This window comes from Pseudoduganella sp., from assembly GCF_041914865.1.
GTDB lineage: Bacteria > Pseudomonadota > Gammaproteobacteria > Burkholderiales > Burkholderiaceae_D > Rugamonas.
In genome coordinates this window covers 47318-71018 of the sequence record NZ_JAYSCO010000009.1, presented here as the reverse complement: position 1 = coordinate 71018, position 23701 = coordinate 47318, and the positions used below count along the sequence as shown (strand labels likewise).

Annotated in this window: 21 protein-coding genes and 1 tRNA gene; 17 read left to right on the top strand and 5 right to left on the bottom strand. The window is 63.9% G+C overall.

Annotated elements, in window-relative coordinates; translation table 11 throughout:
* The coding region (locus ACE3TQ_RS06630; protein ID WP_374581207.1) for a penicillin-binding protein 1A at positions 1 to 2303 on the bottom strand (2303 nt) is incomplete at its 3' end.
* A 305-nt stretch (positions 2304 to 2608) separates the two neighbouring features.
* Here ACE3TQ_RS06630 and ACE3TQ_RS06625 point away from each other — a divergent pair.
* From ACE3TQ_RS06625 to ACE3TQ_RS06575, 11 genes are read left to right on the top strand one after another with little or no spacing between them, the layout of a single operon-like run.
* Positions 2609 to 3688 carry a pilus assembly protein PilM gene (locus ACE3TQ_RS06625; protein WP_374581206.1) on the top strand — a complete coding sequence of 360 codons (1080 nt, stop codon included), beginning with the start codon at positions 2609 to 2611 and terminating at the stop codon, positions 3686 to 3688.
* Positions 3688 to 4323: a PilN domain-containing protein gene (locus ACE3TQ_RS06620; RefSeq protein WP_374581205.1), complete on the top strand. Its 636-nt coding sequence runs from the start codon at positions 3688 to 3690 to the stop codon at positions 4321 to 4323. Before ACE3TQ_RS06625 ends, ACE3TQ_RS06620 begins: the two co-directional genes overlap by 1 nt.
* A gap of 10 nt (positions 4324 to 4333) precedes the next feature.
* A complete protein-coding gene (locus ACE3TQ_RS06615) occupies positions 4334 to 5017 on the top strand; it encodes a type 4a pilus biogenesis protein PilO (RefSeq protein WP_374581204.1) in 684 nt (227 codons plus the stop codon).
* Complete coding sequence (locus ACE3TQ_RS06610) at positions 5014 to 5541, top strand: pilus assembly protein PilP (RefSeq protein WP_374581203.1); 528 nt, start codon at positions 5014 to 5016, stop codon at positions 5539 to 5541. The genes ACE3TQ_RS06615 and ACE3TQ_RS06610 overlap by 4 nt, the downstream gene beginning before the upstream one ends.
* Positions 5538 to 7694, top strand: coding sequence for a type IV pilus secretin PilQ (pilQ, locus tag ACE3TQ_RS06605; RefSeq protein WP_374581202.1), 2157 nt, complete (start codon positions 5538 to 5540; stop codon positions 7692 to 7694). The genes ACE3TQ_RS06610 and pilQ overlap by 4 nt, the downstream gene beginning before the upstream one ends.
* A 37-nt stretch (positions 7695 to 7731) precedes the next feature.
* Positions 7732 to 9966, top strand: coding sequence for an Ig-like domain-containing protein (locus tag ACE3TQ_RS06600; protein ID WP_374581201.1), 2235 nt, complete (start codon positions 7732 to 7734; stop codon positions 9964 to 9966).
* A gap of 41 nt (positions 9967 to 10007) precedes the next feature.
* Complete coding sequence (gene aroKB / locus ACE3TQ_RS06595) at positions 10008 to 11627, top strand: bifunctional shikimate kinase/3-dehydroquinate synthase AroKB (RefSeq protein WP_374581270.1); 1620 nt, start codon at positions 10008 to 10010, stop codon at positions 11625 to 11627.
* A gap of 3 nt (positions 11628 to 11630) precedes the next feature.
* On the top strand, positions 11631 to 12761 hold the full coding sequence (locus tag ACE3TQ_RS06590) for a deoxyguanosinetriphosphate triphosphohydrolase (protein WP_374581199.1): 1131 nt from the start codon (positions 11631 to 11633) through the stop codon (positions 12759 to 12761).
* Complete coding sequence (locus ACE3TQ_RS06585; protein WP_374581198.1) at positions 12758 to 13357, top strand: BPSL0067 family protein; 600 nt, start codon at positions 12758 to 12760, stop codon at positions 13355 to 13357. Before ACE3TQ_RS06590 ends, ACE3TQ_RS06585 begins: the two co-directional genes overlap by 4 nt.
* A gap of 9 nt (positions 13358 to 13366) precedes the next feature.
* Positions 13367 to 13792 (top strand): STY0301 family protein, encoded by a 426-nt coding sequence (locus ACE3TQ_RS06580; RefSeq protein ID WP_374581196.1) that lies wholly within the window; start codon positions 13367 to 13369, stop codon positions 13790 to 13792.
* A 29-nt stretch (positions 13793 to 13821) separates the two neighbouring features.
* Positions 13822 to 14148, top strand: a complete 327-nt coding sequence (locus tag ACE3TQ_RS06575) for a hypothetical protein (RefSeq protein WP_374581194.1) — start codon at positions 13822 to 13824, stop codon at positions 14146 to 14148.
* Here the strand turns inward: ACE3TQ_RS06575 and ACE3TQ_RS06570 are convergent.
* The 4 genes from ACE3TQ_RS06570 to mutM all read right to left on the bottom strand — a co-directional run bounded on the left by ACE3TQ_RS06570 (position 14129) and on the right by mutM (position 18318).
* On the bottom strand, positions 14129 to 14347 hold the full coding sequence (locus ACE3TQ_RS06570; protein WP_374581193.1) for a hypothetical protein: 219 nt from the start codon (positions 14345 to 14347) through the stop codon (positions 14129 to 14131). The two genes, ACE3TQ_RS06575 and ACE3TQ_RS06570, sit on opposite strands and share 20 nt — an antisense overlap.
* A 65-nt stretch (positions 14348 to 14412) precedes the next feature.
* A complete protein-coding gene (gene mutY / locus ACE3TQ_RS06565; protein ID WP_374581191.1) occupies positions 14413 to 15540 on the bottom strand; it encodes an A/G-specific adenine glycosylase in 1128 nt (375 codons plus the stop codon).
* A complete protein-coding gene (locus ACE3TQ_RS06560) occupies positions 15541 to 17469 on the bottom strand; it encodes a dynamin family protein (protein WP_374581189.1) in 1929 nt (642 codons plus the stop codon).
* 15 nt (positions 17470 to 17484) lie between these two features.
* Positions 17485 to 18318: a bifunctional DNA-formamidopyrimidine glycosylase/DNA-(apurinic or apyrimidinic site) lyase gene (gene mutM / locus ACE3TQ_RS06555; RefSeq protein WP_374581188.1), complete on the bottom strand. Its 834-nt coding sequence runs from the start codon at positions 18316 to 18318 to the stop codon at positions 17485 to 17487.
* Between the two features lie 63 nt (positions 18319 to 18381).
* On the opposite strand from mutM, the gene ACE3TQ_RS06550 reads away from it, so the two are divergent.
* The 6 genes from ACE3TQ_RS06550 (at position 18382) to ACE3TQ_RS06525 (ending at position 23557) form a co-directional block, all read left to right on the top strand.
* A complete protein-coding gene (locus tag ACE3TQ_RS06550) occupies positions 18382 to 20160 on the top strand; it encodes a tetratricopeptide repeat protein (RefSeq protein WP_374581187.1) in 1779 nt (592 codons plus the stop codon).
* On the top strand, positions 20160 to 20765 hold the full coding sequence (locus tag ACE3TQ_RS06545) for an outer membrane lipoprotein LolB (RefSeq protein ID WP_374581186.1): 606 nt from the start codon (positions 20160 to 20162) through the stop codon (positions 20763 to 20765). The genes ACE3TQ_RS06550 and ACE3TQ_RS06545 overlap by 1 nt, the downstream gene beginning before the upstream one ends.
* Positions 20762 to 21640 carry a 4-(cytidine 5'-diphospho)-2-C-methyl-D-erythritol kinase gene (gene ispE, locus ACE3TQ_RS06540; protein ID WP_374581185.1) on the top strand — a complete coding sequence of 293 codons (879 nt, stop codon included), beginning with the start codon at positions 20762 to 20764 and terminating at the stop codon, positions 21638 to 21640. Before ACE3TQ_RS06545 ends, ispE begins: the two co-directional genes overlap by 4 nt.
* A gap of 77 nt (positions 21641 to 21717) precedes the next feature.
* Positions 21718 to 21794: transfer RNA gene (locus ACE3TQ_RS06535), tRNA-Gln, on the top strand.
* 111 nt (positions 21795 to 21905) lie between these two features.
* Positions 21906 to 22856 carry a ribose-phosphate pyrophosphokinase gene (locus ACE3TQ_RS06530; RefSeq protein WP_374581184.1) on the top strand — a complete coding sequence of 317 codons (951 nt, stop codon included), beginning with the start codon at positions 21906 to 21908 and terminating at the stop codon, positions 22854 to 22856.
* A gap of 113 nt (positions 22857 to 22969) precedes the next feature.
* Complete coding sequence (locus ACE3TQ_RS06525) at positions 22970 to 23557, top strand: 50S ribosomal protein L25/general stress protein Ctc (protein WP_374581183.1); 588 nt, start codon at positions 22970 to 22972, stop codon at positions 23555 to 23557.
* Positions 23558 to 23701: the final 144 nt, after the last annotated feature.

Genomic DNA, 23701 nt, shown 5'->3' with positions numbered 1-23701 from the left:
ACAGCATCTTTCTGCTTTTCCTCGGCCGGGGTGCCGCGGGTGGCGCCTTCCAGGCTGTCCACGCCCACGCCCGGCGGATTCTCTGCATAGTAATACTCGCCATCCTGCGCGATGATCCCATCCGGGATTGGCCGCTCCTCAATCGGGATGTTCTTCAGCGCCTTGGCCATGTAGCCGATCCAGATCGGCAGCGCCAGGCCGCCGCCGGTCTCCTTGTTGCCCAGGTTCTTTGGCTGGTCAAAGCCGATCCAGGCCACGCCCACCAGCTTCGACTGGTAGCCGGCGAACCAGGCGTCGATCGAATCGTTGGTGGTGCCGGTCTTGCCGGCGATGTCCGGACGCTTCAGCGACAGGGCGCGGGTGGCGGTACCGAAGCGCACCACATCCTTCATCATCGAATCCATCAGGAATGCGTTGCGCTCGTCGATCACGCGGTTCTTCTCGTCGCCCGCCTTGTCCGGGTTGGCCTGCGACAGCACCTTGCCGTTGGCGTCGGTGACCTTGGCAATCAGGTAAGGCGAGACCTTGTAGCCGCCGTTGGCGAACACGGCATAGGCGCCGGCCATCTGCATCGGCGTCACGCCGCCGGCGCCCAGGGCCAGGGTCAGGTAGGGCGGGTTGCGTTCGGCGTCGAAGCCGAAGCGGGTGGTGTACTCCTGGCCGTATTTGGCGCCGATGCGGTGCAGGATGCGGATCGAGACCATGTTCTTGGACTTGGTCAGGCCGCGCCGCATGCTCATCGGGCCCTCATATTTGCCGTCGTAGTTCTTCGGCTCCCAGGCCTGGCCGCCGGTCTGGCCGGCATCGAACGAGATCGGGGCGTCGTTGATCAGGGTGGCCGGCGACAGGCCGCGCTCCAGCGAGGCGGAGTAGATGAAGGGCTTGAACGAGGAGCCGGGCTGGCGCCAGGCCTGGGTCACGTGGTTGAACTTGTTGCGGTTGTAGTCGAAACCGCCCACCATGGCCTTGATCGCGCCGTCTTCCGTGCTGGCCGAGATGAAGGCCGATTCCACTTCCGGCATCTGGGTGATCTGCCAGTCCTTGTCCACCTGCATGACGCGGATCACGGCGCCGCGGCGGATGCGCTTGTTGGGCGGGTTCTTGTCCGACAGCCAGCTCTTGCCCATGGCCAGGCCGGCGCCGCTGATGCTGATTTCCTCGCCGGAGGCGGTGACGGCCACCACCTTGTCGGCGCTGGCGCTCAGGACCATGGCGGCCACGATATCGTCGCTGTCCGGATGCTCGGCCAGTTCGGTTTCAATGATTTCATCGGCTTCGGACTTGTTGCCCGGCAAGTCGACATAGGCTTCCGGACCGCGGTAAGGGTGGCGCCGTTCGTATTCCATCACGCCGCGGCGCAGCGCCAGGTAGGCGGCGTCCTGGTCGGCCTTGGTAATGGTGGTGAAGACATTCAGGCCGCGCGTGTAGGTCTCGTCCTTGAACTGCTCGTACACCAGCTGGCGCGCCATTTCCGCAACATATTCGGCGTGCACGCCGAACTCGCTGCTGTCGGTTTTCACTTTTAGTTGCTCATTCTTCGCCGCTTCGTATTGTGCGGGCGTAATATAGCCAAGCGTAGCCATGCGCTGCAGGATGTACTGCTGGCGCACCTTGGCGCGCTTCGGGTTGACCACCGGGTTGTAGGCCGAAGGCGCCTTGGGCAGGCCCGCCAGCATGGCCGCTTCGGCCACGCTAATGTCTTTCAGGTTCTTGCCGAAGTAGATTTGGGCGGCCGACGAGAAGCCGTAGGCGCGCTGGCCCAGGTAGATCTGGTTCATGTAAACCTCCAGGATCTGGTCCTTGCTCAGGTTCTGTTCGATCTTCCAGGCCAGCAGCGCCTCATAGGCCTTGCGCTTGAACGTCTGCTCGCTGGAGAGGAAGAAGTTGCGCGCGACCTGCTGCGTGATGGTGGAGGCGCCCTGGCGGGCGCCGCCGGTGGCATTGTGCAGGGCGGCGCGCAGGATGCCCACGTAGTCGACGCCGCCGTGCTCGTAGAAGTTATTGTCCTCAATGGCCAGCACGGCCTTCTTCATGACATCGGGGATGTCCTTGATATGCACCAGGTTGCGGCGCTCTTCGCCGAACTCGCCGATCAGCACATTGTCGGCCGAGTAAATACGCAGCGGCATTTTCGGCCGGTAATCGGTCAGGGTTTCCAGCGAGGGCAGGTTGGGGTAGGCCAGCGCCAGGCCGAACACCACCAGCAGCACGCCGGCGAGGATCAGGCCCAGCAGGGAAATCAGGGCCATCGTGAGGAAACCCTTGGGTTTTTTGGCCGGGGTCTCGTGGTTATTTGCAGTCATACGCAGCTTCAGTAGGTTTTATGCAAGGCATTATAAATGAGGCCCCATGCCCCAGCGCGCACCTGATGGATGGAAACATTGTCCATGAGTAACTCAACAACTTAGTTATTTGATATGCCATAAATTGCAAGTTTTAGTGTGGCGAAACCCTCACAGAAGTACAAATGTGCACGGGAGAAATACCTTTACAGTGCTCATGCAATGTTGCTAGCATCTAATGTACTGTCTCATGTTTGCCGTCTAAACACGGGTTTTTAAACGAATTTGGATATGTAAATGTCTATGGAGTTGTCAGGAGTGCATCCATGTCATTGGACCTGAAAGCCCTGTTAGGCGGCGCCCAGGCGCCTCTGGTTGGTCTTGATATCAGCACCTCGAGCGTGCGCCTGGTGGAATTGTCCGATGCGGGCAAGGACGGGGTGCGCCTTGAGCGTTGCGCCTCGGAACCGCTGCCGCGGGGCGCCGTTAGCGACGGGAATATTGAAAATATGGAGCAGGTGGTCGAGGCGGTGCGCCGCCTGATCAAGAAAAGCGGCACGCGCGCCAAGCATGTGGCGCTCGGCATGCCGCCCGCTTCCGTCATCACAAAAAAGATCGTGCTGCCGGCCGGCATGAGCGAAGAGCAGCTGGAAGTGCAGGTCGAGTCCGAAGCGGCGCAGTACATCCCGTTCGCGCTGGATGAAGTGAGCCTGGACTTCGACGTGATCGGCCCGGTCGCCAATTCGGTCGACGATATCGAGGTCATGCTGGCGGCGGCGCGCCGCGAAAAAGTCGAGGACCGGGTAGCGATCGCCGAATCGGCCGGCATGAAGGCGCAGGTGATGGATATTGAATCCTATGCCGCGCGCGCCGCGCTCGACCGCATCACCGCGCAAATGCCCGATGGCGGCGCCGGCCAGATGATCGCCCTGTTCCAGATCGGCGCCGTGTCGCTGCAGATTTCCGTCATGCTGGACGGCGCCACCGTGTATGAGCGCGAGCAGCCGTTCGGCGGCAATTCGCTGACCCAGGATATCGTGCGCTCCTACGGCCTGGCCTTCGAGGAGGCCGAGGCGCGCAAGAAGAGCGGCGACCTGCCGGAGAATTTCCAGTCCGACGTGCTGGCCCCGTGGCTGGAAGGCGCGGCGCTGGAAGTGACGCGCGCCATCCAGTTCTTCTTCACCTCGACCCCGTTTACCAAGATCGACCAGATCTTCCTGGCCGGCGGCTGCGCCGTGCTGCCGGGCCTGCTCGAGATTATCGCCAGCCGCACCCGCATTTCCAGCGCCGTGGTATCGCCCTTCAAGGGCATGCAACTGGCCTCGGGCGTGCGTGAGCAGGCGCTGCGCAGCGATGCGCCGGCCTACCTGGTGGCGTGCGGGCTTGCCATGCGGAGGTTCGGCTGATGATACGCATTAACCTGCTCCCGCACCGGGAGGAAAAGCGCAAGCTGCGCAAGCAAGCCTTCATCGCCCTGCTGGCCCTGGGCGGCCTGGCCGGCGTGGCCATCGTGCTGATGGTGAGCGGCTACAACGCGCGCGCGCAGTCGATCCAGGAAGAACGCAATGGCGTGCTGAAGGCCTCGATTGCCGAGCTGGACAAGAAAATCGCCGAAATCTCCACCCTGCGCCAGGAAATCGACGCGCTGAAGGCGCGCCAGCAGGCGGTGGAAGACTTGCAGGCCGACCGCAACCAGCCGGTCTACCTGCTCGACGAACTGGTCAAGCAGACCCCGCCCGGCGTCTACCTGCGCACCGTCAAGCAGGAAAACCTGAAAGTCACGCTGACCGGCAATGCCCAGTCGCAGGAGCGCGTCTCCGAGCTGCTGCGCAACCTGTCGGGCAACTCGCCGTGGCTCGAGCGGCCCGACCTGGTGGAAGTCAAGTCGGGCACCCTGGGCGGCCCGAACAAGGCCGGCGGCCACAAGATCGTCGAGTTCCAGCTGTCGGTCATGATCAAGCGTCCGCGCGACAAGGACGAAAACCCGGACGGCAAGGCCGGCGCCAAAGGTGGCGCCAAGCCTGCCGCTGACCAGTCCTGAGAGCATAACCATGGCAACTGATCTGAAAGAATTAGGGGAATCGCTCAGCGCCCAGTTCCGCAACCTGAACGGCGTGCATCCGGGCCTGTGGCCGATCGTGCCGCGCGTGCTGTGCGCGGTGGGCGTGGGCGCGGCGGTGGTGCTGGCCGGCTATTTCGGCTACTGGCAAGGCCAGTACGAGGCGCTGGAGCAGGGCGCGGCCGAGGAGCAGAAGCTGCGCGATGAGTACAAGATGAAAGTGGGCCAGGCCGTCAACCTGGAAGAACTCAAGCGGCAGAAAGAGCAAGTCGACAAATACGTGGTGCTGATGGAGAAGCAGCTGCCGGGCAAGGCGGAAATGGCGGCCCTGCTGTCGGACATCAACCAGGCCGGCACCGGCCGCGGCCTGACTTTCGACCTGTTCAAGCCGAACCGGGTCGACGTCAAGGAATACTACGCTGAACAGCCGATCGAGCTGCGCGTGTCGGGCAGCTACCATGACCTGGGCGCCTTTGCCGGCGACCTGGCAGGCATGGCGCGTATCGTCACGCTCAACAATATCGCGCTCGACACCAAGGGCAAGGACGGCAAGGAGGGCGGCGGCCAGCTGCAGCTGAATGCGATCGCCAAGACCTTCCGCTACCTCGATCCGGAGGAAGTGGCGGCGCAGCGCGCTGCTGCGGCGGAGAAGAAGAAAAAAGGAGCGAAAAAATGAAGAAGTTCGCCCCTCTGCTGTGCGTAATGCTGCTGAGCGCGTGCGGTGAAAGCGACGTCGACGAGGTGCGGCGCTGGATGAAGGAAACCGATGCGCAGACCCGGCCCACCGTCAAGCCGCTGCCGGAACCGAAGACCTTCACGCCGTTTGCCTACGCCGCCCAGGATGCGCTGGACCCGTTCAATGCCAGCAAGCTGCTGACCGAAATGGCCAAGAACCGCCCCGGCGGCGCGCAGGCGCCGGACCAGAACCGGCGCAAGGAGTTCCTCGAGAGCTTCCCGCTGGATGCCATGAAGATGGTCGGCACCATGGAAAAGAACCAGGTGGTGTACGGCCTGGTGCAGATTGACCGCACGGTCTACCAGGTCAGGAAAGGCCAGTACGCTGGCCAGAATTACGGATTGATTACCGGGGTCGACGACGACGCGATCACGGTACGGGAAATTGTTCAGGATGCGGCCGGCGATTGGGTCGAACGCATATCGAAGCTGGAACTGCAGGAAAGTAAGGAGAGCTCCAAATGATCGCCATCAGAACCGTGAAGCGCCTTTGCCGCCAGGTAGGCGTCGTGCTGGCGCTGGCCGGCAGCGCAGCCGTGGCGCAGGCCCAGCAAGGCAACGCGATCGAATCGATCACGGCCAACCAGCAGGGCAATAATGTGATCGTGAAGATCCAGATGAAGGACGCGCCGCAGAAGCTGCCGATCGGCTTTGCCATCACCAACCCGGCGCGCATCGCGCTCGACTTCGGCGCCACCACCAACGCCACCGGCAAGACCAGCCAGGAAATCAACCTGGGCGACCTGGCCAGCGTCAACGTGGTGCAGGCCGGCGAGCGTTCGCGCCTGGTGTTCAACCTGAAGCGCACCCTGAACTATGCCACCGCGATCGACGGCAAGGCCGTGATCCTGACCATCGACGCCTCGGGCGGCGTGGCGCAGGCGGTCGACGCGCGCGGCCTGCCGGTGGCGGCGGCCCAGCCGGCGCCGGCGCCCAAAGGCAAACAGCAGCTGCGCGATATCGACTTCCGCCGCGGCAATAACGGCGAAGGCCGTGTCGTCATCGACCTGCCGAACAACCAGGTGGCGGTCGACGTGCGCCAGACCGCGACCGGCGTGGTGGTCGACTTCCTCAAGACCGGCCTGCCGGAAACCCTGCGCCGCCGCCTGGACGTGACCGACTTCGGCACCCCGGTCAACCGCGTGACGACCGTGCCGCAAGGCGACAACGTGCGCATGACGGTGGAGGCGCATGGCCTGTGGGAGCAGAGCGTGTACCAGAGCGACACCCAGCTGGTGGTCGAGGTCAAGCCGATCAAGGAAGACCCGAACAAGCTGGTGCAGGGTTCCCAGGGCTACCGTGGCGAGAAGATTTCCTTCAACTTCCAGAACGTGGAAGTGCGCGCGGCGCTGCAGGCCATTGCCGACATCTCGGGCCTGAACATCATCACCAGCGACAGCGTGGGCGGCAACCTGACCCTGCGCCTGAAGGAAGTGCCATGGGACCACGCGCTGGACGTGGTGATGCAGGCCAAGGGCCTGGACATGCGCAAGAACGGCAATGTGCTGTGGATCGCGCCGAAAGAGGAACTGCTGACCAAGGAGAAGCTCGAGCTCGAGCAGCGCGCCCAGATCGCCGACCTGGAACCGCTCAAGTCGGAAATCTTCCAGCTGAACTACCAGAAGGCGGAAGCGTTCAAGACCGTGTTCGGCATCGACGGCTCGGACACTAAGAACCGCATCCTGTCCAAGCGCGGCAGCGCCATCATCGAACCGCGCACCAACCAGCTGTTCGTGACCGATATCGCGGCCAAGCTGGACGAAGTGCGCAAGCTGATCCAGAAGACCGACGTCGCCACCAAGCAGGTGCTGATCGAGGCGCGCATCGTGGAAGCGTCCGACACCTTCACCCGCACCCTGGGCGCCAAGCTGGGCTTTGCCGACATGCGCGGCATCCGCGGCGGCGACGCCGGCTGGAACGTGGGCGGCAACAACCGCCTGGCCATCAGCGGCAACCAGAACGGCGTGGGCCAGGCCACCGGCGTGGTGCGCGTGGACGACAGCACCTCGTTCGGCAACACCCAGTTCATCAACCTGCCGGCCGCCAATATCGGCGGCGCGCAGGCCGGCAGCCTGGCGATCAGCCTGTTCAACTCGGCCGCCAACCGCTTCCTCAACCTGGAACTGTCGGCGCTGGAAGCCGACGGCACCGGCAAGGTGATTTCCAGCCCGCGCGTGGTGACGGCCGACAAGACCGCCGCCATCATCGAGCAGGGTATCGAACTGCCGTACCAGGTGGCCACGTCGAGCGGCGCGACCTCGATCGTGTTCCGCAAGGCCAACCTGAAGCTGGACGTGGTGCCGCAGATTACGCCGGACGGCAATGTGGTGCTGGACGTGGACGTGACCAAGGATTCGGTGGCGCAGGAAACCCGCGCCGGCTTCGCGATCGACAACAAGCACGTGAAGACCCAGGTGATGGTGGAAAACGGCGGCACCGTGGTGCTGGGCGGCATCTACCAGCAGGTCGAGCGCAATACCGTGAACAAGGTGCCGCTGCTGGGCGACGTGCCGATCCTGGGCAACCTGTTCAAGAACAATTCGCGTACCAATGACAAGACCGAGCTGCTGGTCTTCATTACGCCAAAGATCGTTACCGACCGCCTGTCCGCGCGTTGAGACGAAATTCCAGTGTCACCAGTATAAGGGTAGAGAAATGAGCAATATTTTTCGTAAATTATCGGGCTGGGCCGGGGCATTCGCCTGCGCCAGCCTGCTGGCCGCCTGCGGCGGCGGCGGCGGTTCGCCCGGCTCCACACCGGGCAATCCTGACCCGACCGCGCCGCGCGCGGCCAGCGTGGTGGTCACCGCCAGCGCCGATACCATCGCCTCGTCCGGCCAGGACGGCACCGAAGTGGTGCTGACCGCCATCGTCAAGGATGGCAACAGCCGCGCCGTACCCGGCGCCAAAGTGGTGTTCAAGGCCAGCTCCGGCAGCATCAGCACCAGCACCGCGGTCACCGATTCGAACGGCGTGGTCAGCGAGAAGCTGAGCACCAAGGGCGATTCCTCGCTGCGCGACATCAAGATCTCGGCCAGCGTGAACGGCGTCACCTCCAACGAAATCGTGGTGAAGGTGGTGCAGGCGACCCAGACCCTGACCCTGACCGCCAGCGCCGGCACCCTGAATTCGGCCGGCGCCGCGGGCGCCGAAGTCGAACTGACGGCCCTGGTCAAGGATTCCAAGAACGCCGTGATGCCGAATGTGCGCGTCGACCTGGCGGCCGACTCGGGCAGCCTGACCGTGGCCAACCCGGTGACCAACGACAAGGGCATCGTGACCGCCAAGCTGAACACCGGCGGCGACGCCACCAGCCGCGTCATCCGCGTCACCGCCAGCCTGCCGGGCGTCACCCCGGCCACCGCCAGCGTGGTGGTGACCGGCACCAAGCTGACCGTGAATGCCAACAGCACCGTCAACGTCGGCACCAGCACCGACATCACCGTCAAGCTGGTCGACTCGTCCGGCCTGGCGCTGAAAGATGCGCCGGTGACCTTCAGCTCCACCCGCAATGCGCTGACCGTGAAAGGTGGCGGCCCAGCCGTGACCAACTCGGCCGGCCAGCTGATCCTGAGCTATGCCGCCAGCAGCGGCACCGCCGACACCATCACCGTCAGCGCCAAGGGCGAAACCGCGACCGCGGTGATCGCCATCAGCTCGGCCAACTTCACGGTGCAGGGCCCGGCCGGCGGCGTGGCCAACATCAACACCTGCGTCCCGCTCCAGGTGCACAGCGACAACGCCGGCCAGGCCACCGAAGGCTTGGTCATCGTCGGCAGCTCGCGCGGCAGCGTCTTCACCAATGCCGCCTGCACCACCCCGATGACCTCGGGCGTGCCGCTGTCCGGCGGCAATGCCACCGTCTATGTGCAAGCCAGCAGCCCTGGCGTCGCCACCCTGACCGCCAACATCGTCAATGGCGGCACCACCCAGGGTTCGCTCGAGTTCGTGGCGCAGCTGCTGCCATCGGCCAACGTCATCGTGCAGGCTGATCCGGCCGTGATCGGCGCCAACACCGCTGGCAGCACCACCCAGCAGGCCACCATCCGCGCCGTGGTGCGCGATGGCACCCCGGCCAACAACCTGGTCAAGAACGCCCTGGTCACCTTCAGCATCGTCAGCGACGCCAGCGGCGGCACCCTGACCCAGCCTTCGCTGGTCAGCACCGGCGCCGATGGTACCGCCACCGTCAGCTACGTGGCCGGCACGTCCGCCACCGCCCTGAACGGCGTGGTGATCCGCGCCCAGCTGCAGGGTGCCTCGACCGCTTCGGCGACCGCCAACCTGACCGTCTCGCGCCGTTCGCTGTCGATCACCGCCGGTACCGGCAACGTGACCGCGGAAGACGGCCCGACCCGCTACCGCAAGGACTACACCGTGATGGTGTCCGACGCCAGCGGCAATGCCGTGCCGGGCGTGACCATCACCGCTTCCGTGGTGCCGCGCTACTACTACAAGGGCGTGCTGGAGTACCTGGGCACCGACGGCCCATGGCAGCTGCCAAACGGCTCGCTCAGGCCGGTCCCGTTCTCCTGCCCGAACGAAGACTTGAACCGCGACGGCGTGATCAACCCGGGCGAAGACGTCAACCGCGACGGCATCCTGCAGCCGGGCATCCCGGTTTCGGTCACCGTGGGCGGCACCACTGACGCCAACGGCACCGCGATCGTCACGCTGACCTACCCGCGCGACCGCGCCAACTGGCTGGCGGTGGACCTGACCATCCGTGGTTCGGTGCAGGGTTCGGAGGCGGTCTACCAGGCCTTCATCCCGCGCCTGATCGGCCTGGTCACCGACTACAGCGACCGTAAAGTCATCCCACCGGGCTACACCAGCCCATACGGCACCAGCAACTCCGGTACCTACGCAGACTGCCTCGACCCGAATTGAGCTATCATGCGTGAATGCAAAATGTTTACTTAGTTGGTTTGATGGGGGCGGGCAAGACGACCATTGGTCGCCAGCTCGCCCGCAAGCTGGGCCTGCGGTTCGTCGATTCCGACCACGAAATTGAAAGCCGCACGGGCGCCTCGATCCCGTGGATCTTCGAGATTGAAGGCGAACCAGCTTTCCGCCGGCGCGAAGCGGATGTGATCCGCGACCTGACCAGCCAGCAAGGCATCGTGCTGGCCACCGGCGGCGGCGCCATCCTCAACGAAGGCAGCCGCGCCCTGTTAAAAGAGCGCGGCACCGTCATCTACCTGCGCGCGTCGGTCAATTCCATCCTGGCCCGCACGGCGCACGACAAGAACCGGCCCCTGTTGCAGACGGCCGATCCCCGCAAGAAACTGGAAGAACTGCTGGCGCAGCGCGAGCCGCTGTATATGGAGATGGCCGACCTGGTCATCGATACCGGCCGGCCCAACGTACAATCGATGGTGCAGTCCATCATCAACCAGTTGGACGCGCTGGCCTGCCAGGCGGCCCCCAACTGCGTGACCAAGGCAGAACCCGCAATGAACGAACAGACCAACATCCTGCTCAATGTCGATCTGGGAGAGCGCAGCTACCCGATCGCCATCGGCCCGTCCCTGCTTGACGATGCCAGCCTGCTGGCCAAATACGTGGGCGGCAAGAAGGTGGCCGTCGTCTCCAACGAGACCGTGGCCCCGCTGTATATGGAGCGCGTGCGGGCCCCGCTGGCGGCCGCCGGCAAAGACGTGATCGAGGTGGTGCTGCCGGACGGCGAGGAGCACAAGCACTGGGAATCGCTGATGCGGGTATTCGACGCCCTGCTGGCCAACAAGGCCGACCGCAAGACCACCCTGGTGGCGCTGGGTGGCGGCGTGATCGGCGACATGACCGGCTACGCCGCGGCGTCGTACATGCGCGGCGTCGATTTCGTGCAGGTGCCGACCACCTTGCTGTCGCAGGTCGACTCCTCGGTGGGCGGCAAGACCGGCATCAACCACCCGCTGGGCAAGAACATGATCGGCGCCTTCTACCAGCCCAAAGCCGTCATCGCCGATACCAGCACGCTGGAAACCCTGCCGGCGCGCGAACTGTCGGCCGGCCTGGCGGAAGTGATCAAGTATGGCTGCATCATCGATGTGCCGTTCTTCGACTGGATCGAAGCCAACATCGGCCTGCTGATGGCGCGCGACAAGGGGGCGCTGGCCTACGCCATCGCCCGCTCGTGCGAGATCAAGGCCGACGTGGTGCGCCAGGATGAACGCGAAGGCGGCCTGCGCGCCATCCTGAATTTCGGCCACACCTTCGGCCACGCGATCGAAGCGGGCATGGGCTACGGCGCCTGGCTGCACGGCGAGGCGGTCGGCTGCGGCATGGTGATGGCGGCCGACCTGTCGCGGCGCCTGGGCTTCATCGACAGCGCCGCGCTGGAGCGCATCCGCGACCTGGTGGCGGCGGCCGGCCTGCCGACCGTGGCGCCCGACCTGGGCGCCGCGCGCTGGCTGGAGCTGATGGAAGTGGACAAGAAAAACGAGGGCGGGGCGATCAAGTTCATCCTGCTCGACCCGCTCGGCAAAGCGCGCATCACGACCGTAGCGCAGGACGCGCTGCTGCAAACCCTGGAAGCCTGCACGGAGTAAGAATTGGAAGAGACGCTCGCCCCCTACGCAGCACATTCTGACAAGGGGCGCGGCCGCCGCTTCCCCGAAACCCCGCATGCTTCGCGCTCGCAGTTCCAGCGCGACCGCGACCGCATCATCCATTCCACCGCTTTCCGCCGGCTCGAATACAAGACCCAGGTCTTCCTCAACCACGAGGGCGACCTGTTCCGCACCCGCCTGACGCACAGCCTGGAAGTGGCGCAGATCGGCCGCTCGCTGGCGCGCAACCTGCACCTGAACGAAGACCTGGTGGAAGCCATCGCCCTGGCGCACGACCTGGGCCACACGCCCTTCGGCCATGTGGGGCAGGACGTGCTGCACGAATGCATGAAGGAGCACGGCGGCTTCGAGCACAACCTGCAAAGCCTGCGCGTGGTGGACCTGCTGGAAGAGCAGTACGGCGCCTTCGACGGCCTGAACCTGATGTTCGAAACGCGCGAAGGCATCCTGAAGCACTGCTCCGTCAACAATGCGAAGCTGTTGGGCGACGTGGCGCAGCGCTTCCTCGACAAGACCCAGCCCTCGCTGGAAGCGCAGCTCACCAACCTGGCCGATGAAATCGCCTACAACAGCCACGATATCGACGACGGCCTGCGTTCCGGCCTGATCACCATCGCGCAATTGGAGGAGGTGGAATTCTTCGGCCGCCTGTGGCGCGAGGTGCAGGCCGCCCATCCCGGCCTCGCCGGCCGCCGCGCCATCTACGAAACCCTGCGCCGCCTGATCACCGCCCTGGCCGACAACCTGATCGCCACCTCGCAGGAGCGCATCGCCGCGCACGGCCCGCGCAGCATTGACGACGTGCGCGCCGCGCCGCCGCTGATCCGCTTCTCCGACCAGATGCGCAAGGATGCCACGGAGCTCAAGCGCTTCCTGATGGAGAACCTGTACCGCCACTACAAGGTCAACCGCATGCGCCTGAAGGCCAGCCGCATGGTGCGCGAGCTGTACCAGGCCTTCACCGCCGACCCCGCGCTGCTGCCGCCCGACTACCGCAGCGAGCGCGGCGACGCCAGCGCGCAAGCACGCCGCATCGCCGACTACATCGCCGGCATGACCGACCGCTACGCCATCGCCGAACACCGCCGCATCTATTCCCTCGAAGACCTTTGAACTGCTTCAAGCCCAGGCTGCGCTTGGGCTTTCTGGAAACGCGCATGGTCAGGCAGGTGATTTGCAGCGCCGCGTACCCGACCGCGACGCCATCGCTGAGCACCGCCGCATCCATTCCTTCGAACTCCTGTTGGCTTGAGTTCGCGCAAATTGCTGCGCGTCGATTGATAGGACAATTTCTGTATCGGAACTTAGTTCGGGAGGCGAGAATGCCGTACATTTATGCCAACGCGCGTGCCTTGGACGGTGAGCCAAAAGTCGGCGACGAAGAATGTGTTGCATTGATCCGCCATTACACGGCTGCGCCGCCTGCTTCACTTTGGCGTGAGGGAGAAAAGGTTCTCGGAAATAAGAGGCTCTTGCCCGGCACCGCAATCGCCACCTTTGTCAATGGACGTTATCCGAACAAGAGCAAAGGAAACCACTCAGCTTTTTACTTGGGCCAGGTATCGGACGGGATCTATGTCATTGACCAGTGGCCCGGACGGGATAAAAGAAGTATCTCCAAACGATTTATCAGGCTGAAAAAGACATACTCAAACGGCCAATATGAAACGCCCTCGGACAACGCTGCAGCATTCTTTGTCATTAAGTGAGGATATCTGATGAGGCTCGCCATAACTGTCATTGCCACGATTTGCGCTTCCTTTCACGTGCTGGGGATCGCGGCGCCAAGGAATGAGTGCCCTGACGTGATCAGGCCAGCAGCAGTGCAGGTTGAGATGTATGGGTGGCAGTCGTATATCGAGTTCCCATTGAGGCTGTCATCTGCAGGTGTCGCGGCAGGGCCACCCGACATGCGCGCGGGGCTGAAGGGCGAGAGAATCAGCAAGCGTAGCGAGCTTGAAGTGACTGTTTTTCGCTTTGGTGAAACTGGTTTTGAACAAGGAAAGTGGTTGGTGTGTAGTTATGGCCAAGGCGGTGAGATTTCCTTGCACAAACGTCTCCCCGAGAACCTGAAAGCGTGCACGGTGTCGTATCAAACGCCAGCCAAGGCGCCACGACAATCGATCAGGATTGATTGCGAATAACCCGATTAAATCCGCCCCTGCTGCCTCCGATGCCTTCGCAACGCCTCGCCGACGGCATCGCCGGTACGACCGACCGCTACGCCACCGCCGAGCATTGCCGCATCTCCTCCCTCGAAGACCTTTGGTCCGGATCAAGCCTTCTGGGCCTAGGCTTGGAGCGCAGGCTCTCTGCCATCGAATGTGACGTGGCAGTTATCAAGTCCAACTACGCGACGAAGGAGGAGATCGCGCGGCTGGAGACCCGGATGGCGCGCATGGAAACTCGGCTGGTCAAATGGGCCATCGGTGCTCTGGCTGGCAGCCTGGTGGCTGCTATCGGCACAGCCATCAATATGGCTAAGCTTTTTTCAGCTTGAGCTCGTCCTTGGCTTTGTAGTGTTGCAGGATCAGCGGTCCGACCCAGACGGACGCCGGCCCCAGCAGGCCAAACGCAAGCAGCAGTGACGCCGCCAGGGACTTGGTCAACCAGAACGCCAAAGCCACGATAAGGACTTCGACTACGACGCACCATGTAATGGTCTTGCCCAGCGGGCTGAGTTCTTCGAAGGATTTCATGTAGTGGACTATGCCACGCGCGCAGCGCAGCAACGTTAAGCAGGCCTTAAACCCGCCAGGCTCCTTCAGAACATGCGCGCCTGGGCGCGTTCACCGAGCAGCTCGAGCAGAAGCTTCTTGATTGGCGCGGGCAGGGCGGCGTCGGGCAGGGCGGCGGCGTCGAGCCAAAGGTAGCGGCCTTCGCCGGCCAGCGCGGCGCGGGACGAGAGCGTGACCAGCAGCGGATGGATGTGCAGCTTGTAGTGGGTGAAGATGTGGACGAGCGGCAGCAGGCGTTCCAGCGACTCCATGGCGCCGAAAGGACGCACGGCGGCCGCCACGGCGGCGTCCGCCGGCGCGTCGGGCGCGGCGCTGGCGTCATCGTCGGCAGCGCGGGCGATGGCGTTGTGGCCTGCCAGCTCGGGCAGCGAAAGCAGGCCGCCCCAGATGCCGGTGGACTGCCGCTGCTCCAGCAGCACCTGGCCGCGATCAACCAGCAGCAGCATGTGGGCGGCCTTCTCCGGCGTGGCCTTCTTTGGTTTGCGGACCGGCAGTTCGGCCGTGCGGCCGGTGGCGAAGGCCACGCAGCGCGCCTGCATCGGGCAGCGCTCGCAGGATGGGCGGCTGCGCGTGCACAGCGTCGCGCCCATATCCATCAGGCCCTGCGTGTAAGCTTCGATACCGTCGGACGGCGCCAGCGCTTCGGCGCGCGCCCACATGGCCTCCTCGGTCTTGCGCTCGCCCGGATAGCTGTCGATGCCGAACACGCGCGCGAAGACGCGCTTCACGTTGCCATCCATGATGGCCGCGCGGCGGCCGGCGGAAAAGGCGGCAATCGCCGCTGCCGTGGAGCGGCCGATGCCCGGCAGCTCGGCCAGCAAAGCCGGATCGGACGGGAACACACCGCCATATTCAGCGACCACGCGCTGCGCGCACTTGTGCAGGTTGCGCGCGCGGGTGTAGTAGCCCAGGCCGGCCCACTGCGCCATCACGTCCTCCACCGGCGCCTCGGCCAGCGCGCGCAGGGTGGGGAAGCGCTCCAGGAAGCGCGCGTAATAACCGAGCACGGCCGACACCTGCGTCTGCTGCAGCATGATTTCGGACAGCCACACCAGGTAGGCATCGCGGGTGTTCTGCCACGGCAGGTCGTGCCTGCCATGCTCCTTCTGCCACGCGACCAGCGTGGCGGAAAAGCTGGGATCTTCGTACTGCACTTACGCCGCTGCCTCCAATACCACCGGTTCTGCCGCGATGGCGTCGGTGATGGCAGCCGCCAGCGCCGCCAGCTTGGCCTTCTGCGCCTCCAGCGTCGCCTGCGTGGCCTCGAAAGCCTCGATCTTCTGCTCCAGCGTATCGGTCGCGTCGTGGATGCGCGCGATCGAAGCCTGGCGGTGCTTGAGCTGCTCCTTGTGCTGGCGGATCTGCGATTCCAGCGGCGCCATGATCACTTTCAGCCAGGCGTCGGTGTCCGCATTGGCGGCCTTGAAGCAGCGCTTCACGGCCGACGCCACGGAGTCGAAGAAACGCTCCATCAGCACCACGCGCGAGGTGGTCAGCATGGCCGCGGTGCCGAACTGCTTTTCGTAGATGCCGTACGCCTCGTTGATCTCATCGCGGTACTTGGCCAGCGAAAAGGCCATCGGCAAAGCCAGCGACAGGCCGTGCTCGGCGGAGAACTTCTTATACATCGTCTCCATCATGCTGCGGATTTCTTCAATCTTGCGCTCCGACTCATCCAGGTTGTCGTGGATCGATTCGAAGTAGGCCTTGATCGCATCGCGCAGGCCGGTGGTGAAACGGCTCGACTGCATGCCGGCGCGCGCCTTGATCAGGTTATCGCGCAGCACGTCCATGCCCAGGCTGGAATACAGCTCGGTCGACAGGCGCGTGAACACGGCGCGCGTGGCCTGCAGCTTGAACAGGCTCTCGTCGAATTCCTTCTTCTCGGCCTCGACCCGGCGCGCCATGTGCGCGATCACGGTCTGGTTCTTGCCGCGCAGGCCCTTCAGCTCGAGCAGCTGCTCCACGATGCCGCGCGTGCGGGCCGACAGCGCGGCGTATTGCGCGCTGCTCAGCGCCGCCAGCTCGTCGCCCAGGCGACGGCGGATGATGTCCTTGCGCGCGGGGATCAGCTCGTTGAACAGCGCGCTTTCCAGCTGCTTCATGCGGCTCTTGTGCACCAGCTCATGGTCGCCGGTGATCTTGCCCACCAGCGCCTTCTGCGCCGACACCGGGAACACCTGGCGCGGATCAAGGCCCAGCATATGCGCCGCGTGGTCCTGCTGGCGCAGGATCTCGGCCTCGATCTCGGCCTCGGTGCGCAGCGGGTCCCACATCGAATCGATCTTGTTCAGCACCACCATGCGCCCGGCGCCGTTGCCGATATGCGTGCGCCACACTTCGATGTCGCTCTTGGTGACGCCGGTGTCGGCGGCCAGGATGAACAGCACGGCGTGCGCATGCGGGATCAGGTTCAGGGTCAGTTCCGGCTCGGTACCAATGGCGTTCAAGCCCGGCGTATCGAGGATCACCAGGCCCTGCTTCAGCAGCGGGTGCGGGAAGTTGATGATGGCGTGGCGCCAGCGCGAAATCTCGACCAGGCCGTCGCTGTCGAGCGTGACCGGCATATCGGGATCGTTCTCGTCGTACAGGCCGTAGCGCTTGGCTTCCTCCACCGGCACGTGGCGCGTCAGGCTGACCTGCTTGAACACCTCCTGCATCTGCTCCGGCGCATCGAGCTGCAGCGGCAGCACGGTCCAGGCATGCGGGTCGTCGCGGTAATCGCTGGTCGACAGGTTCTCGGCGCGCGTCTCGATCGGCAGCAGGCGGATGCAGGCCGGGTAGGCTGCGTCGTACATCAGCTCGGTCGGGCACATGGTGGTGCGGCCGGCCGCCGAGGGCAGGATGCGCTGGCCGAAGTCGGCAAAGAAAATCGAATTGATGAGCTCAGACTTGCCGCGCGAGAATTCGGCGACAAAGGCTACCGACAGCTTGTCGTCGGACAGCTTGGACAGCGTGCGCGCCAGGCGCTGCTCCGCCGCTGCATCCGCGAGGTCGGCCTGTACGATCCAGTCGCGGTAGTTTGCGACGGCGGCAATCACACCCTGGCGCCATGCGCTGTATTGTTCGAGGTCCCTTACCATCTTCGTTTTATCTCGTTATTTCTGGCAATTTACACAATAAAAAGTGGAGCGTTGCCCCTGCTTGATCTGGCGCACAGGCGCGCCGCACAGGCGGCAGGGCACACCAGCACGATCATAGACGAAATATGACTGCTGGAAATAGCCCGATTGCCCGTTTACGCTGATAAAGTCACGCAAAGTGCTACCACCCTGAACTATTGCCTCGGCCAGCACATCGCGGATCGCCTGCGCCAGGCGGTCATAGCGCGCCGCGCTGATGCGGTTGGCGGCCGTCTTGGGATTGATGCCGGCGCGGAACAGGCTTTCCGAGCAGTAGATATTGCCCACCCCGACCACGATATCGCCTGCCATCAGCACCTGCTTGATGGCGGCGCTGCGCGTGCGCGTCTGTTCGAACAGCAGGCGGCCGCTGAAGGCCTGGCCCAGCGGCTCCACGCCCAGGCCGCGCAGCAGCGTGTGCTCTTCCAGCGCGCCATCCCCGGCCGCATGCCACAGCACGGCGCCAAAACGGCGCGGGTCGGTCATGCGCAGCACATGCAAGCCATCGGCGCCTTCCACCGTCATGTCGAAATGATCATGCTTTTCCGGCGGGATGCCGGTCGGCAGCACGCGCAGGTGGCCGCTCATGCCCAGGTGGATGATCAGGGTGCCGTGCTCGAAGCACACCAGCAGGTACTTGCCGCGGCGGTCGGTGGCCACGATGCGGCGGCCCGCCAGCAGCGCCGGCAAGTCGTCCGGGAAGGGCCAGCGCAGGCCGTCGCGGCGCAGCACCACGGCGCGCACGGTGCGGCCCTCGATATGCGGCGCGACACCGCGCCGGGTGACTTCAACTTCTGGTAATTCAGGCATGGGGGTGGTTTTCTGCGGGTTGGCGTAGAATCAAGTCTTGAGCCCGATTTGCAGGATCTTCCTTTGAAAAACGCATTCGCCATTGTAACCCTGTCGGCCCTTGTGTCCGCTTGCGCCATCGTGCCGCCAGAGCAGGCGGCGCCCGAGCCGGCGGCCCCCGCCGCGGCCGAACCGGCGCCGGCCGCCGCCGTCGCCAAGGCCGCGCCGGCGGGCGACAAGCTGCCCAACGTCGAACTGACCAGCGACCTGTTCTACAAGCTGACCAAGGCCGAACTCGATTTCAAGCGCGGCCAGTGGCAAAGCGCCTATGTCACCATGATGGTGCTGGCGCAGCAGACGCGCGACCCGCGCCTGGCGCGGCGCGCGTCGGAAATGGCCCTGTCGGCCAAGCAGGGCAATGAAGCGCTGTCGGCGATCCGCCTGTGGCGCGAGCTGGCGCCCGAATCGGACGAAGCGGCGCAGTACTTCCTCGGTTTCGCCGTGCTGGGCGACGACCTGGGCGAAGCGGAACAACTGTTCGCACAGCGCCTGAAAGCCGCACCGCCGACCGGCCGCCCCCTGCTGATGTTCCAGATGCAGCAGTTCCTGCTGCGCGCCAAGGACAAGGCCGCCGCCTTCGCGCTGATGGACCGCGTGCTGCAGCCCTACCTGCAAACGCAGGAAGCGCACCTGGTGCTGGCGCAAGGCGCGCACGCCGCCGGCAACGCCGAGCGCGCCCGCGCCGAGGCCCGGAAAGCCGTCGAGATCAAGCCCGATTCCGAACTGGCCACCCTGACCCTGGGCCAGATGCTGCAGGACCTGGATAGCGCGCAGCAGCTGTTCGCCGGCTTCCTGCAAGCCAATCCCGGCGCGCGCGAAGTGCGCTCCGCCTACGCCCGCCTGCTGGTGGAACAAAAACAGTACGACCAGGCGCGCGCGCAGTTCCAGCTGCTGCTGAAAGACCAGCCGGACAATCCCGCCACGCTGTACGCGCTCGGCATCATGGCGCTGCAGGGGCAGGACACCAAGTCGGCGGAAGACTACTTCAAGCGCTACATCGCCGTGCTGGAACGCCAGCCCGATCCCGAGCGCGACCCGAACAAAGCCCTGATGCTGCTGGCCCAGATCGCCGAAGAGCGCGGCGACCTCGATGGCGCCCTGGGCTGGCTGGAAAAGATCGAAGCGGACGACCCGCGCGCCATGCTGTCGGCGCGCCTGAAACGCGCCCACATCACCGCGCGCAAAGGCGACGTCGAGGGCGCCCGCGCCCAGCTCAAGGAAATCACGGCGGCCGACGTGGCCGAACAAGTGCAGATCCTGCAGACCGAAGGCCAGCTGCTGCGCGACGCCGGCCGCGCCGTCGAAGCCTTCAAGACCCTGGAAGACGGCGTGCTGCGCTTCCCCAACAGCCCCGACCTGATGTACGACTACGCCCTGGCGGCGGAAAAGCTGGGCAAGGTGGAGGCCATGGAAACGGCGCTGCGCAAAGTCATGGAATCGGTGCCCGACAACCACCACGCCTACAACGCGCTGGGCTACTCGCTGGCCGACCGCAACATCCGCCTGGCCGAAGCCTATGAGCTGATCGACAAAGCGCTCAAGATGGCGCCCGGCGACCCCTACATCATGGACAGCATGGGCTGGGTCCTGTACCGCATGGGCAAGCTGAAGGAAGCAGAGCAATCCCTGCGCCAGGCCTACGCGCTGCGCAGCGACGCCGAGATTGCCGTGCACCTGGGCGAAGTGCTGTGGATGCAGGGCGATAAAGCCGGCGCCACCAAGCTGTGGCGCGAAGCGCGCGCCAAGGATCCGAAAAACGACGCGCTGCGCAGCACGCTGGCGCGCCTCAACGCAGGCATTTAATGAGCTTCAAAACCCTTGCCGCCATCGCCGGCGCGGCCGCCATCCTGTGCGGCTGCGCCACCGCCCCTGCCACACCGCCCTCGACTGCCGCCGTCGCCCCCTATGCCGCTGCACTGTCCCTGACCGGCCGCCTGAACGCGCGCTACCTCAAGGACGGCAAGCAGGAATCGGTGACCGTCAACTTCACCTGGAAGCAGGACGCGCAGCGCACCGACGTGGCGCTGGCCACCCAGTTCGGCAACACCGTCGCCACCATCGAAGTCACGCCGCACGGCGCCACGCTGCGCGAAGGGGGCAACAAGCCGCCCGTCAGCGCGCCCAGCATCGACGCCCTGAGCGCGCGCGTCCTGGGCTGGACCCTGCCGGTGTCCGGCATGCGCAGCTGGCTGCAAGGCCATGCCATCGACGCCCAGGGCAAGCCCTGGACGGCCAGCCCCGCCAATAGCGAAGTGACCACGCGCGAAGGCTGGCGCCTGCGCTACACCGGCTGGCAAGAGGGCGCAGCGGTGCCGCGCCCGCAGCGCTTCGATGCCGAACATCCCGGCAGCGGCGACATCCAGGAGATGGCGCTGCGCGTCTTCGTCGAACACGTAGAGTACGAATGAAAAGCCTGTTGAACTGCCCGGCCCCGGCCAAACTGAACCTGTTCCTGCACGTCAATGGCCGCCGCGCCGACGGCTACCACCTGCTGCAATCGGTGTTCCAGATCATCGACCGCAGCGACACGCTGCACTTCACCCTGCGCGACGACCACGAACTGCACCGCACCAACGACATCCCCGGCGTGCCGGTGGAGCAGGACCTGGTGATGCGCGCCGCGCGCCTGCTGCAAGCGGAAGTCGCGCGCCGCCGTGGCGCGTTGCCGCCCGGCGTCAACATCACGGTCGACAAGATCCTGCCCATGGGCGGCGGCCTGGGTGGCGGCTCCTCCGACGCCGCCACCACCTTCATGGCCCTGAACAAGCTGTGGCAGGCCGGCCTCGACCAGCAGGAGTTGATGGCCATGGCCCTGCCGCTGGGCGCCGACGTGCCGTTCTTCATCTTCGGCGAAACCGGCTTTGCCGAAGGCGTGGGCGAAGACCTGCAGCCGGTCGACGCCCCCGACTGCTGGTATGTGGTGATCGAGCCCGGCGTGCAATGCCCGACGGCTCAAATTTTTACCTCAGAGCATTTGACAAGGGATACGCCGCCCGTTAATATGTCGGACTTTTCCAGCTACCACGCAAATCGAAATGATCTGCGGCAGTTTGGAAAGAACGATTTGCAACAAGTGGCGTGCCGGTTGTTCCCGCAAGTAGCAGAAGCGGTAGAATGGCTGGGCGCTTACGGTGATGCCAGGATGACTGGCTCCGGAGCTTGTGTGTTCGTCGCCCTCCATAGCGAAGAACAGGCCGATGCGGTGCTTGCGAAAGTGCCAGCCGCCTGGATCGGATGGAAAGCGAAGGCACTGAAACAGCATCCAATCATCGCAAAGTTGTGAAGCGAAAAAAGATTTGGTTTTTCGTGAAATAGGCTTTATAATGTCGGCCTACTGACGAAAGACAGTCAGTTAAGAGTAGGGGAATCGCCAAGCTGGTTAAGGCACCGGATTTTGATTCCGGCATACCAAGGTTCGAATCCTTGTTCCCCTGCCACCGTTTTTCCCTGGTTCTGTCGAGGCATCAGTCTCCAGCCAGGGGTGAAAACAAAGCTCCTGCCACGCGGGAGTGCCCATCGAATTTCAACACTACCTCTCGGGACTCCCAATGGCTTACGAAAACCTGATGGTTTTTACCGGCAACGCTAATCCTGCCTTGGCAGAAGGGGTCGCAAAAAATCTCGGCATCCCACTCGGCAAAGCTGTCGTATCGAAGTTCTCCGACGGCGAAGTAATGGTCGAAATCAACGAAAACGTCCGCGGTAAAGACGTCTTCGTGCTGCAATCGACCTGCGCACCGACCAATGACAACCTGATGGAACTGATCCTGATGGTCGATGCCCTGAAACGTGCGTCCGCTGGCCGTATCACCGCTGCAATTCCTTACTTTGGCTATGCCCGCCAGGACCGCCGCCCGCGCTCCGCGCGTGTGGCCATTTCGGCAAAAGTCGTCGCCAACATGCTGGAAGAAGCCGGCGTTGACCGCGTGATCATCATGGATCTGCACGCAGACCAGATCCAGGGTTTCTTCGATATCCCTGTCGACAATATCTACGCATCGCCAGTGCTGCTGGGCGACCTGCAGAAGAAGGCCGAAGAAGACCTGCTGGTGGTGTCGCCCGACGTCGGCGGCGTGGTGCGTGCCCGCGCGCTGGCCAAGCGCCTCGGCTGCGACCTGGCCATTATCGACAAGCGCCGTCCAAAAGCCAACGTCTCCGAAGTGATGAACATCATCGGTGAAGTGGAAGGCCGCAACTGCGTGATCATGGACGACATGGTCGACACCGCAGGCACCCTGGTGAAAGCCGCCGAAGTGCTGAAAGAGCGCGGCGCCAAGAAAGTGATCGCTTACTGCACGCACCCGGTGCTGTCCGGTCCGGCCATCGAACGCATCTCCGGCTCCTCGCTGGACGAGCTGGTGGTGACCGACACCATCCCGCTGTCCGAAGCAGGCAAGGCATGCGGCAAGATCCGCCAGGTCACCTGCGCCCCGCTGCTGGCAGAGACCTTCAAGCGCATCATCAAAGGCGACTCGGTCATTTCCCTGTTCGTCGACTAAAGAATTTGCGGCCGCAGCGCAAGCGGCGGCCGTTTCGCTGAAGCGCCCTGGTCGCGGGGCGCTTCTTTTTAACGACAAGGCAGTACGCCTTGTTTTATTTTTTGGAGTATTCCATGAAAGTAGTAGCATTCAAACGTGATCTGCAAGGTACGGGTGCGAGCCGCCGCCTGCGTAATTCCGGCCAGACCCCTGGCATCATCTACGGTGGCACCGAAGCCCCAGTGACCATCGCCCTGGACCACAACGCACTGTTCCACGCGCTGAAAAAAGAAGCTTTCCACTCGTCCATCCTGGACATGGAAGTTGACGGCAAAGTGGAAAAAGTGCTGCTGCGCGATTTCCAGATGCACGCATTCAAGCAACTGGTCCTGCACGCTGACTTCCAGCGCGTTGACGCCAACAAGCCACTGCACGTGAAAGTTGCCCTGCACTTCGAAAACGCCGAAGTGTCCCCAGCTGTGAAGCTGCACTCCGCCACCATCAGCCACGTAGCCAACGAGATCGAAATCTCCTGCCTGCCAGCTGACCTGCCAGAGTTCATCGTAGTTGACCTGTCCAAGATGGACGTAGGCCAATCCGTGCACGCTTCCGAACTGAAGCTGCCAAAAGGCGTGACCCTGGTCACCCACGGCGCCGACGCCACCATCGCTACCGCCTCCGTGCCAGCTGGTGCTGTTTCCGCCGAAGCTAAAGCAGAGTAATCTGTTTTAACAGCAAAAAAAACCCGCACTATGCGGGTTTTTTTTCGCCCAAATTCGGGGTCAGGTCTGACAATCGGACACCCAGACCAGTTCTTTGATATTCCTCAATACGCAAAACCACCTCTTTTCGCGTATTGAGAAAGA

Coding starts and splice junctions, on each gene's coding strand:
- ACE3TQ_RS06625 (WP_374581206.1), top strand. CDS start 2,609: ATGTCATTGGACCTGAAAGCCCTGTTAGGCGGCGCCCAGGCGCCTCTG.
- ACE3TQ_RS06620 (WP_374581205.1), top strand. CDS start 3,688: ATGATACGCATTAACCTGCTCCCGCACCGGGAGGAAAAGCGCAAGCTG.
- ACE3TQ_RS06615 (WP_374581204.1), top strand. CDS start 4,334: ATGGCAACTGATCTGAAAGAATTAGGGGAATCGCTCAGCGCCCAGTTC.
- ACE3TQ_RS06610 (WP_374581203.1), top strand. CDS start 5,014: ATGAAGAAGTTCGCCCCTCTGCTGTGCGTAATGCTGCTGAGCGCGTGC.
- pilQ (WP_374581202.1), top strand. CDS start 5,538: ATGATCGCCATCAGAACCGTGAAGCGCCTTTGCCGCCAGGTAGGCGTC.
- ACE3TQ_RS06600 (WP_374581201.1), top strand. CDS start 7,732: ATGAGCAATATTTTTCGTAAATTATCGGGCTGGGCCGGGGCATTCGCC.
- aroKB (WP_374581270.1), top strand. CDS start 10,008: ATGGGGGCGGGCAAGACGACCATTGGTCGCCAGCTCGCCCGCAAGCTG.
- ACE3TQ_RS06580 (WP_374581196.1), top strand. CDS start 13,367: ATGAGGCTCGCCATAACTGTCATTGCCACGATTTGCGCTTCCTTTCAC.
- ACE3TQ_RS06575 (WP_374581194.1), top strand. CDS start 13,822: ATGCCTTCGCAACGCCTCGCCGACGGCATCGCCGGTACGACCGACCGC.
- ACE3TQ_RS06570 (WP_374581193.1), bottom strand. CDS start 14,347: ATGAAATCCTTCGAAGAACTCAGCCCGCTGGGCAAGACCATTACATGG.
- ACE3TQ_RS06560 (WP_374581189.1), bottom strand. CDS start 17,469: ATGGTAAGGGACCTCGAACAATACAGCGCATGGCGCCAGGGTGTGATT.
- mutM (WP_374581188.1), bottom strand. CDS start 18,318: ATGCCTGAATTACCAGAAGTTGAAGTCACCCGGCGCGGTGTCGCGCCG.
- ACE3TQ_RS06545 (WP_374581186.1), top strand. CDS start 20,160: ATGAGCTTCAAAACCCTTGCCGCCATCGCCGGCGCGGCCGCCATCCTG.
- ispE (WP_374581185.1), top strand. CDS start 20,762: ATGAAAAGCCTGTTGAACTGCCCGGCCCCGGCCAAACTGAACCTGTTC.
- ACE3TQ_RS06530 (WP_374581184.1), top strand. CDS start 21,906: ATGGCTTACGAAAACCTGATGGTTTTTACCGGCAACGCTAATCCTGCC.
- ACE3TQ_RS06525 (WP_374581183.1), top strand. CDS start 22,970: ATGAAAGTAGTAGCATTCAAACGTGATCTGCAAGGTACGGGTGCGAGC.